Origin of the sequence: Lachnoanaerobaculum gingivalis (assembly GCF_003862475.1) — a bacterium.
In the GTDB taxonomy this organism is placed as follows: domain Bacteria; phylum Bacillota; class Clostridia; order Lachnospirales; family Lachnospiraceae; genus Lachnoanaerobaculum; species Lachnoanaerobaculum gingivalis.
In genome coordinates, this window is record NZ_RRCO01000007.1 from 175,952 (window position 1) to 191,111 (window position 15,160).

General features: G+C 37.6%; 14 protein-coding genes and 1 tRNA gene. 10 read left to right on the forward strand and 5 right to left on the reverse strand.

Translation table 11 applies throughout. The features are described from left to right. Nucleotides 1–134 precede the first annotated feature (134 nt). From rpsL to tuf, 4 genes are all read left to right on the forward strand, one after another. Nucleotides 135–554, forward strand: coding sequence for a 30S ribosomal protein S12 (rpsL, locus tag EHV10_RS13660; protein WP_007594901.1), 420 nt, complete (start codon nucleotides 135–137; stop codon nucleotides 552–554). Between the two features lie 140 nt (nucleotides 555–694). Beyond that, nucleotides 695–1,165 carry a 30S ribosomal protein S7 gene (rpsG, locus tag EHV10_RS13665; RefSeq protein WP_007594900.1) on the forward strand — a complete coding sequence of 157 codons (471 nt, stop codon included), beginning with the start codon at nucleotides 695–697 and terminating at the stop codon, nucleotides 1,163–1,165. Nucleotides 1,166–1,179: 14 nt separating this feature from the next. Further along, nucleotides 1,180–3,297, forward strand: coding sequence for an elongation factor G (gene fusA / locus EHV10_RS13670; RefSeq protein WP_128675127.1), 2,118 nt, complete (start codon nucleotides 1,180–1,182; stop codon nucleotides 3,295–3,297). 106 nt (nucleotides 3,298–3,403) lie between these two features. Continuing rightward, the gene (tuf, locus tag EHV10_RS13675) at nucleotides 3,404–4,603 is read left to right on the forward strand and encodes an elongation factor Tu (RefSeq protein ID WP_128675128.1); all 1,200 of its coding nucleotides are present in this window, start codon (nucleotides 3,404–3,406) and stop codon (nucleotides 4,601–4,603) included. 114 nt (nucleotides 4,604–4,717) lie between these two features. Here the strand turns inward: tuf and EHV10_RS13680 are convergent, their stop codons facing one another. From EHV10_RS13680 to EHV10_RS13695, 4 genes are all read right to left on the reverse strand, one after another. After that, entirely contained in the window at nucleotides 4,718–5,581 is an 864-nt protein-coding gene (locus EHV10_RS13680; RefSeq protein ID WP_128675129.1) for a DUF3881 family protein, read from the reverse strand. Further along, nucleotides 5,581–6,117, reverse strand: a complete 537-nt coding sequence (locus EHV10_RS13685) for an acyl-CoA thioesterase (RefSeq protein ID WP_007594886.1) — start codon at nucleotides 6,115–6,117, stop codon at nucleotides 5,581–5,583. The genes EHV10_RS13680 and EHV10_RS13685 overlap by 1 nt, the downstream gene beginning before the upstream one ends. Nucleotides 6,118–6,192: 75 nt before the next feature. Then, nucleotides 6,193–7,494, reverse strand: a complete 1,302-nt coding sequence (locus EHV10_RS13690) for a DUF1576 domain-containing protein (protein ID WP_128675130.1) — start codon at nucleotides 7,492–7,494, stop codon at nucleotides 6,193–6,195. A gap of 171 nt (nucleotides 7,495–7,665) precedes the next feature. After that, nucleotides 7,666–7,745: transfer RNA gene (locus EHV10_RS13695), tRNA-Leu, on the reverse strand. Nucleotides 7,746–7,948: 203 nt separating this feature from the next. On the opposite strand from EHV10_RS13695, the gene EHV10_RS13700 reads away from it, so the two are divergent. Next, nucleotides 7,949–8,536, forward strand: a complete 588-nt coding sequence (locus tag EHV10_RS13700) for a uracil-DNA glycosylase family protein (protein WP_128675131.1) — start codon at nucleotides 7,949–7,951, stop codon at nucleotides 8,534–8,536. Between the two features lie 150 nt (nucleotides 8,537–8,686). On the opposite strand, the gene EHV10_RS13705 is transcribed toward EHV10_RS13700, so the two are convergent. Next, nucleotides 8,687–9,031, reverse strand: a complete 345-nt coding sequence (locus EHV10_RS13705) for a choline-binding protein A (protein ID WP_007594869.1) — start codon at nucleotides 9,029–9,031, stop codon at nucleotides 8,687–8,689. A 318-nt stretch (nucleotides 9,032–9,349) separates the two neighbouring features. On the opposite strand from EHV10_RS13705, the gene EHV10_RS13710 reads away from it, so the two are divergent. The 5 genes from EHV10_RS13710 to EHV10_RS13730 are packed head-to-tail and all read left to right on the forward strand — an operon-like array spanning nucleotide 9,350 to nucleotide 14,756. Beyond that, nucleotides 9,350–11,284, forward strand: a complete 1,935-nt coding sequence (locus EHV10_RS13710; RefSeq protein WP_128675132.1) for a thiamine pyrophosphate-binding protein — start codon at nucleotides 9,350–9,352, stop codon at nucleotides 11,282–11,284. A gap of 3 nt (nucleotides 11,285–11,287) precedes the next feature. After that, complete coding sequence (locus EHV10_RS13715; protein WP_128675133.1) at nucleotides 11,288–12,238, forward strand: NAD-dependent epimerase/dehydratase family protein; 951 nt, start codon at nucleotides 11,288–11,290, stop codon at nucleotides 12,236–12,238. Between the two features lie 21 nt (nucleotides 12,239–12,259). Further along, nucleotides 12,260–13,384 (forward strand): class I SAM-dependent methyltransferase, encoded by a 1,125-nt coding sequence (locus tag EHV10_RS13720; RefSeq protein WP_128675134.1) that lies wholly within the window; start codon nucleotides 12,260–12,262, stop codon nucleotides 13,382–13,384. A 25-nt stretch (nucleotides 13,385–13,409) separates the two neighbouring features. Then, nucleotides 13,410–14,345 (forward strand): AEC family transporter, encoded by a 936-nt coding sequence (locus tag EHV10_RS13725; protein WP_128675135.1) that lies wholly within the window; start codon nucleotides 13,410–13,412, stop codon nucleotides 14,343–14,345. 30 nt (nucleotides 14,346–14,375) lie between these two features. After that, nucleotides 14,376–14,756 carry a DUF1304 domain-containing protein gene (locus EHV10_RS13730; protein ID WP_128675136.1) on the forward strand — a complete coding sequence of 127 codons (381 nt, stop codon included), beginning with the start codon at nucleotides 14,376–14,378 and terminating at the stop codon, nucleotides 14,754–14,756. Nucleotides 14,757–15,160 lie beyond the last annotated feature (404 nt).

Below are 15,160 nucleotides of genomic sequence, written 5' to 3' on the forward strand. Positions count from 1 at the left end.
TGACAATACAGATTTATTTTAGTAGAATTAAATACTGTGTAAGTAGGCGATGATATTTGCACATATAGTGAATAGGCGATGATGTTCACTAAAACAAAAATGTAAAGCAACCAATAAAAAAGGAGGAAAAAGGAATGCCAACATTTAACCAGTTAGTTAGAAAAGGCAGACAGACTTCAGTTAAAAAGTCTACAGCTCCTGCTCTTCAGAAGGGATTCAACTCACTTCACAAGAAGTCAACAGATATCTCTTCACCACAGAAAAGAGGAGTTTGTACAGCTGTTAAGACTGCAACACCTAAGAAGCCTAACTCAGCGCTTCGTAAGATTGCCAGAGTTCGTCTTTCTAACGGAATCGAAGTAACAAGCTATATCCCGGGAGAGGGACATAACCTTCAGGAGCATAGCGTTGTGCTTATCCGTGGAGGTAGAGTAAAGGACTTACCCGGTACAAGATACCATATTATTCGTGGTACTTTAGATACTGCAGGTGTCGCTAACAGAAAACAGGCCCGTTCAAAGTACGGTGCTAAGAGACCAAAAGATAAGAAATAAGAAAAAAGCTAGTCTTTAAAAAGAAAGCAAAGCTTTCAAATTAGATAGTGCCGATTTTTTGTTGGTTGCAAAAAATATAGGCACGAGGACGCAAAAAGCGAGTACCTAAGATCTAATTAAATATTAAGGAGGGAAGAAACGTGCCACGTAAAGGACATACACTAAAAAGAGATGTATTAGCAGATCCTTTATACAATAACAAGGTAGTTACAAAACTTGTAAATACTATCATGTTAGACGGTAAAAAGGGTGTTGCACAGAAGATTGTGTACGGAGCATTTGATAAGGTTTCCGATAAGACAGGGAAGGATCCTGTAGAGGTTTTCGAGGAAGCTATGAACAATATCATGCCTGTACTTGAGGTAAAAGCGAGAAGAATCGGTGGAGCTACATATCAGGTTCCTATCGAGGTAAGACCTGAAAGAAGACAAGCTCTTGCTCTTAGATGGCTTACATTCTTTTCAAGAAAAAGAGGCGAGAAGACACAGATCGATCGTCTTGCAAATGAGATAATGGACGCAGCAAACAACACAGGTGCTGCAGTGAAGAGAAAAGAAGATATGCATAAGATGGCAGAGGCTAATAAGGCATTTGCTCATTATAGATTCTAATAGGAGGAAACCAATTGGCTGGAAGAGAATATCCTTTAGAGAGAACCAGAAATATTGGTATCATGGCTCATATAGATGCCGGTAAAACCACACTTACTGAGCGTATCCTATATTATACTGGTGTAAATTATAAGATCGGTGATACCCATGAGGGTACTGCTACAATGGACTGGATGGAGCAGGAAGCAGAGAGAGGTATTACAATTACTTCAGCTGCTACAACTTGCCACTGGACATTACAGGAATTTAACAAAGTAAAGCCGGGTGAGAAGGAAAATCGTATAAACATTATCGACACTCCGGGACACGTTGACTTTACAGTAGAGGTAGAGAGATCACTTCGTGTACTTGACGGTGCGGTAGGTGTATTCTCTGCAAAAGAAGGTGTAGAGCCTCAGTCTGAAAATGTTTGGAGACAGGCGGATACATACCATGTACCAAGAATGGCATTCATCAATAAGATGGACGTTATGGGAGCTGATTTCTTTGGGGCGGTAGAGCAGATCCACACAAGACTTGGTAAAAATACAATCATGCTTCAGATTCCTATCGGAAAAGAAGATGATTTCAAGGGAATTGTAGATCTTTTCGAAATGAAAGCTTATATTTACAATGACGACAAGGGTGATGACATATCTATCGTTGATATACCAGATGAGGTAAAAGACGAAGCTGAGTTATACCATGGGGAACTTGTTGAAAAGATTTGTGAGCTTGATGACGAACTTACTATGATGTACCTTGAGGGTGAGGAGCCTTCAGTAGAACAGCTTAAGGCTGCACTCAGAAAGGGAACTTGTGAGAACAGAGCAATCCCTGTATGTTGCGGTACAGCTTATCGTAACAAAGGTATTCAGAAGCTTATTGATGCTATAGTTGAATTCATGCCTGCACCGACAGACATCCCTGCAATTAAGGGTGTTGACCTTGACGGTAATGAAATTGAGAGACATTCATCAGATGATGAGCCTTTCTCAGCTTTGGCATTTAAGATTATGACAGATCCTTTCGTAGGAAAGTTGGCATATTTCAGAGTTTACTCAGGAACACTTAACGGTGGTTCATATGTACTCAACGCTACAAAGGGTAAGAAGGAGAGAGTCGGTCGTATCCTTCAGATGCATGCAAATAAGAGAACAGAGATTGACAAGGTTTATTCAGGAGATATTGCAGCGGCAGTAGGATTTAAGGTTACAACAACCGGTGATACAATCTGTGACGAGCAACATCCTGTAATACTCGAGTCAATGGAATTCCCTGAGCCGGTTATCGATATCGCTATCGAGCCTAAGACAAAGGCAGGTCAGGCAAAGATGATTGATGCACTTGCTAAGTTGGCTGAGGAAGATCCTACATTCAGAGTTAAGACAGATACTGAAACAGGACAGACCATTATATCAGGTATGGGAGAGCTTCACCTTGAGATTATCGTAGACAGACTTCTTAGAGAGTTTAATGTAGAAGCAAATGTAGGTGCACCACAGGTTGCTTATAAGGAAACATTTACTAAGGCTGTTGACGTTGATTCCAAGTATGCAAGACAGTCAGGTGGACGTGGTCAGTACGGTCACTGTAAAGTTAAGTTTGAACCTATGGATCCGAACGGAGAAGAGACATTCAAGTTCGAATCAACCGTTGTCGGTGGTGCTATTCCTAAGGAATATATACCTGCAGTCGGCGAAGGTATCGAGGAGGCTACAAAGTCAGGTATCCTTGGAGGATTCCCTGTACTCGGTGTACATGCAAATGTATATGACGGTTCATACCATGAAGTCGATTCATCAGAAATGGCATTCCATATAGCAGGTTCTATGGCATTTAAGGATGCTATGAGCAAGGCGGGTGCTGTACTTCTTGAGCCTATCATGAAGGTAGAAGTAACAATGCCTGAGGAGTATATGGGTGATGTTATCGGTGATATCAACTCAAGAAGAGGTCGTATAGAGGGTATGGAGGATATCCCAAGCGGTAAGCAGGTAAATGCATATGTTCCGCTTTCAGAGATGTTCGGATACTCAACAGATCTTCGTTCAAGAACTCAGGGTCGTGGAAACTACTCTATGTTCTTTGAAAAATATGAGCAGGTTCCAAAGTCTGTTCAAGAAAAAGTTCTTAATGATAAGAAATCTTAAAAAGCCGGGTTGATAAAGTTTATTAACTTGATAAATTTCGGCTAATACTATATAATATAACAAAATTTACTATTAATTTTAGGTTTAATTCAAGGAGGAATTAACAATGGCAAAGTCAAAATTTGATAGAACAAAGCCTCATGCTAACATTGGTACAATCGGACACGTAGATCACGGTAAAACAACTCTTACAGCTGCTATCTCAAAGGTTCTTGCTACAAGATTACCTTCAGAGACAAACAAGATCGTTGATTTCGATAAGATCGACAAGGCTCCTGAGGAGAAAGAGAGAGGTATCACAATTTCAACATCTCATATCGAGTATGAGACAGAGAAGAGACACTATGCACACGTTGACTGTCCGGGACACGCTGACTATGTAAAGAACATGATCACAGGTGCTGCACAGATGGACGGAGCTATCCTTGTTGTTGCCGCTACAGACGGTGTTATGGCTCAGACAAGAGAGCATATCCTTCTTTCAAGACAGGTAGGTGTTCCATATATCGTTGTATTCATGAACAAGTGTGATATGGTTGACGATGAGGAGCTTCTTGAGCTCGTAGAGATGGAGATCAGAGATCTTCTTAACGAGTATGAGTTCCCTGGTGATGATACACCTATCGTTCAGGGTTCAGCTCTTAAGGCTCTTGAGGATCCAAACGGTGAGTGGGGTGATAAGATCATGACACTTATGGATGCTGTTGACAGCTACATTCCTGATCCTGAGAGAGAGACAGATAAGCCATTCCTTATGCCTGTTGAGGACGTATTTACAATCACAGGTCGTGGTACAGTTGCTACAGGTAGAGTAGAGAGAGGTACACTTAACCTTAACGATACAGTAGAGATTCTTGGTATCCATGAGGATAAGAAGTCAACAGTTGTTACAGGTATCGAGATGTTCAGAAAGCTTCTTGATCAGGCTCAGGCCGGAGATAACATAGGTGCACTTCTTAGAGGTGTTCAGAGAACAGAGATCGAAAGAGGTCAGGTTCTTGCTAAGCCGGGTTCAGTAACTTGCCATAAGAAGTTTACAGCTCAGGTTTACGTTCTTACAAAGGACGAGGGTGGACGTCATACACCTTTCTTCAATAACTATCGTCCACAGTTCTACTTCAGAACAACAGATATTACAGGTGTTTGTCACCTTCCTGCAGGTACAGAAATGTGCATGCCTGGTGATAATGTAGAGATGACTATCGAGCTTATCCATCCTGTTGCTTGTGAGCAGGGTCTTAGATTCGCTATCCGTGAGGGCGGTAGAACAGTAGGTTCAGGTAGAGTTGCATCTATCATCGAGTAATTTAAAATAAAACAAAGGGTATTATATCGGTTATACAGTGATGTATCTTTGGATACTAGGTAATTTATAATACCTGCGTATAAAAAAGGGACTCCTTCGGGAGTCCTTTTTTATTTAAATATTTATTTTACCATTCAGCCATACATTGCCTTTAAAACGTCGTCCTATTCGGGCTTCACCCTGCAAATCATCCTTTTTTATAGCTACTGTAAATATAATATCACTTGATTCTATTTTAAGAAGCAAAACGCTTTCTCCGGTAATGGAATTTTCTTCCTGACTTATATCTAAAATATTGCCTATAATACTGTACATATCGGTTTCCATACCGAAAGGCATAAAGAGAGTATCTACTATACTGTATAGGTCTTCATTTTGTATTCTTGTGTTTAAAGTGGTGTATGTGATTAAATCATCGGTGGATAAGGTATCTATAGCGGCTTCATCCCCAAGTTTTGCTGCTTCTATAAGCATATTTCTGTTCATAAGTTTCTGCTTTGAGACTTCCATCTGTGCCAAGGTCTTTTTTATCGGCAATAAGATTTTTCCGTCTGCGCAGAATCCGTAAAGAACGGTTGACTTTATTCTTGTACTTATATTGTCCAGATAGTCAAAGCTGTTTGAAAGTCTGAATATCAAAGACATACCAAGTCTGTTATCATCAATCATACCTGAATAAACAATACTGTCGATATGTCTTTCAATACTGCAATTGGCAGTAGAAGTGACAGCAGTATTTTTAATATATGGAAAATAACCTTCTCTGACAAAGATACCCAGATTCTCGAGATAACCGAATATACAAAGTCCAAGTGAAGGAGAGATACTCTTTCGTATCTCCCAGAGTCTTTCTTTTTCAGTAGTGACTATAATCTTTGCAGAGGCTATATTTTCTCTCTGAATTTTATCAAGCAGTTCCCTGACTTCCGTCTTCTTTTTATACATTGAAAAACCGACGCTTCTTATATAATTTTGCATTATATTCCCTCTTTTCTGCGTGACTTTCTTATCTCATTTCTTTTTTCACCTGCAAACCATTCACGTTTTTCTATATCGGTTTCAGGTATAAGTCTCGGTACTCTTGACGGTTTTTCATCTTTTAATGCTACATATACCAGATATGCCGTATTTACAAGCGATCTGTGACCGGTGGCAAGGTCCTCAACATAGCTGTTTACTCTGACTTCCATAGTACTGTTGCCAACATGGGTTACATTTGAAATAAGAATGGCAATATCACCAAGATGCAAGGGTTTGGCAAAATGTATATTGTCAATGGCAACAGTGGAAACAGGCATATTGCAATGTCTCTTTGCGGCAAGAGCGCCTGTAAGATCTATCCATGAGAGCAGATCTCCTCCAAAGAGTCTGCCTGCTGCATTTAAATATCTCGGACTGACTTGATAAGCCTGCTCACAAGCGGATTCTTTTACAGTCTTTGTAATATCGCCGGGTTTTATACCGTCATTCCATGGTGAAAGATTTTGAATCATATCATCAGTTATATTTTCCATATTTACTCCTGTTTAAAATTTATAGGCTTTTAATTTACAATAAATTTATTATAAACTAAAGCCTATACTTAATAACTACGATTTATTTAATTTTTTTTCTTTATCATTTTTCCTTTTTTCAATAATCGACTCTATGACCGGAACCATGAAAATAGCTACAATACCGCCGGCAAAGCCGTTATTGTAAAGATTCAATCCCTTATAAACAATACCTACATTTAAAGCTACTGAGGAATGTATAAAACCTGCTATAAGCCCTGCTATAATACCGAACTCTCCTGCAATAGGTGCCAAAGTGGTGGAGAGAAGGAGGGTAAGTGTAGGTGCAGGATCATTGATATACCATTGTTTTAAGAATGCCGAGAAGCATACCCCCACCATTACAGGTAGTATATTTCTCATATGCTTACCTGCAGGAGAAAATCCTACGATTGTAAATATAGATCCGATAGTAGGTCCGTTCAAATCACCTTTTGTAAACAGGACAAATAAAGTAGCGATTATTCCGTTTGCAGCCATATTAAATATATATACTGCATCTGAATATTCGTGGTTATAAGTTCCATGTACTCCGGTTTCCTTTAAAAGATTAAAGTATGAAGGCATCAACTTTTTACCGTCAAGTATTATTGCAAGTATAATCATATATGAGAACAGTACAAATAATGCGGCGGCAAAAAGCAGAGTATGTGATTCATCCCAAATAAGCCTTGTTTCAATATCAATACCGAAAGAGCGGAATATGGATACAAGCACGGTAGCTATAATACCGGATGAAAATCCTACATTGTAAAGAGAATATCCCTTATGTGAGGACTTTACATGAATGGATATAGGAAGCAATACATAACCTATAAGAAGTCCGGTAATACTTGCGAGAACTATCTGCCATACAGGATTTTTGTGCAAGGTCTGCATTACCAAAGTAATTGCAGGTGAAAGGCTGGTTCCGTATAAGCCGTAATATATATATTTCTTAAGTGAATATCCATGAAGTTTGGCATAAATAAAGAAGCCGAAGAGTATCAGCCATATATTTACCACGTTCTTGCCAAAGAGTGAGAAACCGAAAATAAGGTAGGAACTCACTACAATATGCCTGTCAAACTCGACCTTAAAATGGTGTAAAAGGAAAAGTAAAATAAGTGTAAGCGATCCTGCATTAAAAAATGCCGCACCTATTCCGCCTACCACAATATAATCTGTAATTAAGAGGTCTGGTTGTATGATTATTTGCCATAATCCCGGTAAGATTTCATCTATCGGGGAAAAAATCAATGCAAAAACCATAAAATAAATAGGTACAGTAGAGATGAGCAGAAATCTCTGATTATAGGTTAATGTTTTAGTGGCCCTATAATGATCCAAAAACGCCATAAGAAACTCCCGTTTCAGGATTGCATTAGGTGTTTTGTATGCAATCCGGTATTTTTTTTATTATAATTATAATTAATACAGGATAGTTTAGTCAAATGATTTAGTAAGTATAAAGAAAAATATAAGAAATTCAGAATATTAAAAAAGCTGCTACATAAGTAACAGCTTTACTGCGGGTGACAGGACTTGAACCTGCACGGTCGCCCACAAGAACCTAAATCTTGCGTGTCTGCCAATTCCACCACACCCGCATACTTGAAAAATTATACTTGAAAACGAAAATGATGTCAAGAATAATGTAGAAAGGCAATCTGTATTTTTTTTTGAATTACGAATTTATTTTCAGTTTGAAAATCTCTATTTTATGGCATATCATATATGAAGATGTGTACGGGAGTATATGCGCTGCAAGACAGATATTGATAATAATTTTTAAAAGTGGATAAGGAGACTTATGTTTTCAGGAAATGTTCAAAAGATATTTGATGAGATAATGTCGGACAAGGAAAATGAAAAGTTTACAAAAGCCGGAATAAAGCCGCTGTTTTCGGCACCGGAGAATGCCAGAGTAATGATTGTAGGTCAGGCTCCCGGAATTAAAGCACAGGAGGCAGGAAAATACTGGTTTGATAAAAGCGGTGACAGGCTTAGAGAATGGATGGGAGTAGATGAAAAGACTTTTTATGAATCAGATATATTCGCCATTGTTCCGATGGACTTTTATTATCCGGGAAAAGGTAAAAGTGGTGATTTACCTCCAAGAAAAGATTTTGCAGCCAAGTGGCATCCAAAAATATTAAAAGAATTATCTAAAGTAGATCTAATTATTCTAATAGGACAATATGCTCAGAAATACTATTTGGGCGATAAAGAAAAGTCCAATCTGACAGAGACAGTAAAAGCATATAATGAATACTTACCAAAGTATTTGCCTATAGTACATCCTTCACCAAGGAATATGATATGGTTGAAGAAAAATCCGTGGTTTGAAGAAGATGTCATACCGATTCTAAAAAATAAAATCAAAGAATATCTGAAGTAATAAATTCAAATAAGACATTTCAAATTTAATAATATTTTTAGTCGAGGGAAAAATTGTCGGGTATAGTAAGTTTGAAGAGAGTGGCAAACGGATTATAAGCTAAAAACCACTAAGAGGCATTGAATAAATCAATGCCTCTTTATCTTTATCCTACTGTATTTTGGTCATTTTACCGGTGGAGTCCACATAGTAATTGTCGATCCACTGATCCACAGCTAATGTTCCATTGTCATTTAAGTAATACCAAGAGCCTGAAGACTTAATCCAACCTGTCTTCATGATGCCGTTCTTATCTAAAAAATAAGTCTGATCATTGTAACTGATAAAGCCTGTAGCGGGTTTACCTGAACCATCAACAACTTTCCACTCACTGCCTGTCTGACTCCATTTAAAGGAGTTAGCGTCTGTAATTTTCATGGCAGCATAGCCGGGTACAGCAACAGTCATGGAAATAGTGGCAGTAAGCAATAGCATAGATATAGTTTTCTTAAACATAACTGACCTCATTTTCCATCAATATATTCAAACTACATTTTTGTAGCTTGTTCTATCATTATAACAATATTTTTCCGATTGAAAAGGGAATAAATATAATGGTAAGAAACTGTAAGAAAAAAGAAAGAGATTTCAGGGGAATTTCAATTTTTGAATTAAAAAAGGATTGATAAAATTTGTAATAAAATCAAAAGGCTTTGTGAAAAGCTATAATACTTATAAATCTTATGGTATAATCGAATTGATATTTTATAAATATTTTGGTCGTGATTTTGACTTGATATAAAATTTAAGTACTTAGAATTCAGGGAGAATACTATGAAAATCAAATTGAGCAATTATATTGCTAAAAGACTTGTAGAACTTGGAATAAGCCATGGCTTCAGTGTGACAGGCGGAGGAGCAATGCATCTGAATGACGGACTGGGACATCAAAAGGGGCTTACCATTACATATAATCATCATGAACAGGCCTGTGCAATGGCGGCTGAGGCATATGCAAGAATAAATAACCAAATGGCGGTGCTATGTGTTACCACAGGTCCCGGGGGAACAAATGCAATAACAGGCGTGCTCGGTGCATGGCTTGATTCGATACCGATGTTTGTTATTTCAGGACAGGTAAGATATGATTGGACTGCCAGATACTCGGGAACAGGTATCAGAGCTATGGGAGATCAGGAGTTTGATATTTGTAAATCAATAGGGTGTATGAGTAAGTACAGTGAAATGATATCGGAACCTATGAGAATCAGGTATCTGGTTGAAAAATGTGCTTATCTTGCAACACATGGCAGACCGGGACCGGTTTGGCTTGATATACCGCTTGATGTACAGGGAAGTATTATAGATGAAGATGAACTGATCGGTTTTGATATCAGAAATTATGAGTCCGGTGGTGACGGTTGGGCAAAGCCCTCACCATATAAGATTGATGTTGATGACAGAACAAAGTTAGATCTCGGTAATGAGCCGAGACCTTTATCAAGGGATTTGCTTATAGAAATTATTGACAGAATAAGAAAAGCCAAGAGACCTGTATTTAATGCCGGAAACGGTATCAGAATAGGAAATGCACATAAAGAGTTTATGGAGTTGGCAAAACTTCTAAATATTCCTGTGGTGGTAGGATGGAACTCGGAGGATTGTATAGAAGTAGACCATCCTCTATACGCCGGAAGACCGGGAAATTTCGGTGACAGACCCGGAAACTTTACTGTACAAAACTCAGACCTTTTACTTTCTGTAGGCTCAAGACTTAGCCTACGGCAGGTAGGATTTAACTACAAAGGATGGGCAAGAGAAGCCTTTACCATAGTAAATGATATTGATAAAGAAGAGCTGAAGAAGCCTACCGTACATATTGATATACCTGTTCATGTAGACTGTAAGGTATTTATGCGACAACTTATAGATGTATTAAAAGAGCAAAAGACACCTGTATTTGAAGGCGGAGAAGGTCTTAAAGGAATGAGCTGGAATGAAACTGTGAAGTATTGGTTAAAGAAATATCCGGTGTGCAGGAAAGAATTCCTTGAAACAGATGACAGCAAAAAGGCGAATGTATATGCCTTTATAAAAGAGATAAGTGACAGGGCAAAAGAAAATCAGATTACAGTGGTAGGAAACGGATCTGCCTGTGTGGTTGGAGGACATTCATACATTATAAAAAAAGGCCAGAGATTTATATCAAACTCTGCAGTGGCATCTATGGGATATGACTTGCCGGCCGCAATAGGGGCATATATAGCAAATCTTGACGGGAAGAGATATGATAAAGAGCTGATACTTATTACAGGTGACGGAAGCATACAGATGAATTTGCAGGAGTTGCAGACAATAGTGCATCATAAGGCGGATATAAAAATATTCCTGATAAATAATGAAGGATATCACAGTATCAGACAGACTCAAAATAAGTTTTTCGGTGACAAGCCTTTGGTTGGAATCGGACCTGACAGTGGAGACCTCTCATTCCCAAATATGGAAAAAATAGCAAATGCTTACGGTATAAATTATATCAGTGCAAAGACAAATTCGGAAATTGCGGATGCGGTTAATAATACGTTTAAAGCTGAGGGACCTGTAATCTGTGAGGCCTTTGTAACTACGGAGCAAAACTTTGAGCCTAAGTCATCAGGCAAGCAAATGCCTGACGGAAGAATGGTAAGTCCTCCGCTTGAAGATTTGGTGCCTTTCCTTTCAGATGAGGAAATGGAAGAAAATATGATAATACCGAGGATGCCGGAGTAAACTATGAGAGTACTTATTACAGGAGCGGCTTCTTTTTTGGGGAGACATTTGGTGGAATACTTCCTTTCAAAAGATGAAGAAGTGCTTGCTTTGGTCAGAGAAAATGCAAGAGGCAAAGATGAGCTTTTAAAGTATGAAAAAAATAATAAATTCAAACTTATAGTCCTTGACATGAAGGATATTGAAAAGTCGGACATAGATTTTGATATATGCGTACATCTGGCATGGGGCGGAATAGGCAAGACAGGAAGAATGGATAAAGCCGTTCAGTCTGAAAATATAGAGTTTGCAAAAAGGCTTATGAAAGTATGTAAGGAGAAGTATGCTAAAAGAATGCTCTTTGCGGGATCTCAGGCAGAATACGGACAGACTCTGGAAGATATACAAAAAGTATACGGTAAGGATTTTGACATCAAACAAATACCTTTACAGGATGAAAACTCATCCACCTCACCAAAATCGGAGTATGGCAAGGCAAAGCTTGAATTAAAGACAGAGCTTAAAAAACTTGGAGATAATTTAGGCATAGAATATGTACATATGCGTATTTTCTCAGTGTTTGGAAAAGGAGATCATGAGACCTCTTTAATATCTTCTTGTATCAATAATTTTAGAGAAAATATTGATGTACATACGGGGGAATGTTTACAGTCTTGGAATTATATATATATCAAGGATCTTTGTAATGCCATATATCTGCTTTCGACGAAGAATTTAAAAGGGAAGTATGTGTTTAATATAGCAGGTGAAGATAATAAGCGGCTTATGGACTATGTAAAGGATATGAAAAGGATATTGAAAAGCAAAAGCAATATCATAGTTGAAAAAAGAGAGGCTGCAAGTGAGGGCACACCTTTTTTAAATCCGAGTATCAGTGTATTAAAGGAAATCGGCTTTAAAGAAGCTTACGGCTTTGAAGGCGGTATCATGGATATGTGCGATATCAGAGATTAGAAGCTATAAAGGAGAATATTTTTGAAAAAATGTATCAGTTGTAAAGGTTCATTACATGAACTTATGAAAATAGAAAATATGCCGGCAAGTGCACAGGATATTCCGACAAAGGAAGAACTTGATAAAGACGGCGGTATAGAAGTATCACTATGTGTCTGTGAGGACTGTGGTCTTGTGCAGTTAAAAAATGATGCGGTTTATTACTATAGAGATGTTATAAGAGCCGGCGGCTATTCCACAACAATGGAAGGCTTAAGGAAAAGCCAGTATAAACATTTTATAGAGTTTGCATCATTGGAAGGAAAGAAGATAATAGAGGTAGGATGTGGCAGAGGAGAATTCCTTGGAATGCTCTCAGATTTTCCGGTAGAGGGGTACGGCACCGAGCATAAAAAAGATCTTGTAGAGATTGCAAAAGAAGCAGGACTCAGGGTGGATGAGGATTTCCCGGAGAGTGAAGATCATATTTTTAAGAACGGACCTTTTGATGCTTTTATGTCTTTTAATTTTCTTGAGCATCAGCCACATCCGAGAACATATTTAAAAGCAATATATAATAATCTATGTGATGAAGGCTATGGACTGATTACGGTACCAAGCTTTGAATATATCATGGAGCAAAACAGCTTTTATGAGATAATTCCGGATCACATAGCTTATTACAGCTTTGAGAGCCTTACACATCTTTTGAACATATGCGGATTTGAAGTACTTGAAAAAGAGATGGTAAACAGAGACACCATATCAATGATAGTAAAGAAAAGAAAACTTCCGGATATTTGCGGTATTATTTCAAAGAAAAACGATATTACAAAAGAGGTAGTGGAAACTGTAAAAAAATATGCAAAAAAGGGAAAAATAGCAATATGGGGAGCGTCACATCAGGGATTTACCCTCTGTGCAACCACAGGTATTGCAGATTATGTAGACTGTATAATAGATTCAGCACCTTTTAAGCAGGGAAAATATGCACCGGCATCACATATTCCGATTATTTCACCAGATGAGGCAAGGAAGAGAAAACTTGAGGCTATAATAATAGTTGCACCGGGATATACAAATGAAATTGCAAATATTATAAAGACAACTTTTGAAAGCGGAATAGATATATATGCTTTGATGACTGACAGACTAAGCAGAATTTAACAGTAAAACGATAGAAGGAGTTTTAATGAAAGCTGTTGAAGTATTATTTCCGGTTTTCTTTATGATGTTTTTGGGATTTTTATCTCGAAAGTATTCGTGGATAAAGCCGGAGCAAAATGAAGGGGCCAAGAAAATAGTATTTAATATATTATTTCCTTTACTGGTATATCATGTACTTGCAGAATCAAAGATTTCCGAAAGCTTTGTGCCACAGATAATATATGTGGATGCATTATGGATAATAATATATGTAATAGGAAAGCTTATTGTGGGTAAAGGGGGAAAATATGAAAAGATTTCACCCTTCCTTTTACTTACATGTGAAGGTGGAAATGTAGCTTTGCCTCTATACCTAAGCATGGTGGCAAAGTCAAATGCGGTAAATATATTAACATTTGATGTGGCAGGTATTTTAATAAACTTCGGATTGCTTCCCATACTTGTTACGAGGGAGCTTTCAGAAAAAGCGGATATAAGGGTATTATTAAAGAGAATAATCTTAAGTCCGTTTATGCTGGCGGTTATATTTGGAATAGTTTCCAATATAACAGGAGTTCAAGGCCATTTGATGAACAGCGGATTTGGAAGTGTTTATACATCAACAATAGATATGGTAATAACACCGATTACCGGAATAATTCTCTTTACATTGGGGTATGAGCTGAAGATGGAAAAATCTCTACTGCTTCCGCTTTTGAAGCTGGGTATAATAAGGATGTGCGGATGTGTAGTTATAATTATTGGATTTTTTATTTTCTTCCCGACATATATGGCGGATAATATATTTAAAGCCGGAGTATTATTATACTTTATGTGTCCTACAGGATTTCCGGTGCCGCTACAGATAAAGCCGCTTGTAAAAAGTGAAGACGAAGAGAATTTTATATCGGCATTTATATCACTGTTTATGATAACGGCTTTAGTAGCGTATAGTATTATTACATTAATATATATAAAATAAAAAACTCGAAAATATTATATAGGAGGATTTATGTTAAAAGCGGCAAAGATTTTAGCTGTATTGGCGGCAATTGAATGTTTTGGAATAATGGCTTTGGAAATGTTTTTCTGGCAGCAGGCCGGAACGAAAATAAATCCTAATATGACTGCGGATTTTGTTTCTCAGACAGTGACCATGGCTGCAAATCAGGGTCTGTATAACGGTTTTTTGGGTTTGGGTATTATCTTCGGTATGATAAGGAAGAATAAAGAAATAGTACTTTTGTCACTTTTTTGTATTATAGCGGCTGCAGTATATGGAGCCTACAGTGTGGACTATGCTATAATATTTAAGCAGGGAATTATACCGGCAGCGGCATTTATATTTAACCTTATAGCCAAGGAAAAACGAGGCACATTGCACTTTAGATAGGATAAAAACATAGAATAATATCAGAGTCGGGATAAGAAAATCTCGGCTTTTTTAGCTTTAAGACCGTTTAAATTTTTTAAATTTCACATTTAAAATGTGTTATTGTTTTTTTAAAAACTGTATAACTTTATTAATGATTTTTTATAAAACATATGCTATGATAATCGAGCACTGTTGATAAATGGATGCTTTAAGAAGATATCGGAGAGGTTTAATGATATGGAAAATATGATAAACCTAAGTGTTTTCAAAGCCCTTTGAAAAAGTCTTAAGAGATATTTTGATTGTAGAGTAAGGGGAGGCAGTCATGAAAAGTGCACATAAATGGTAAAGTATTGAGCAGGATATGAATAGTGGAGCAATCAAAAAGGAGACTCAAAGATTTTTACAGTTTTAATGTTTTT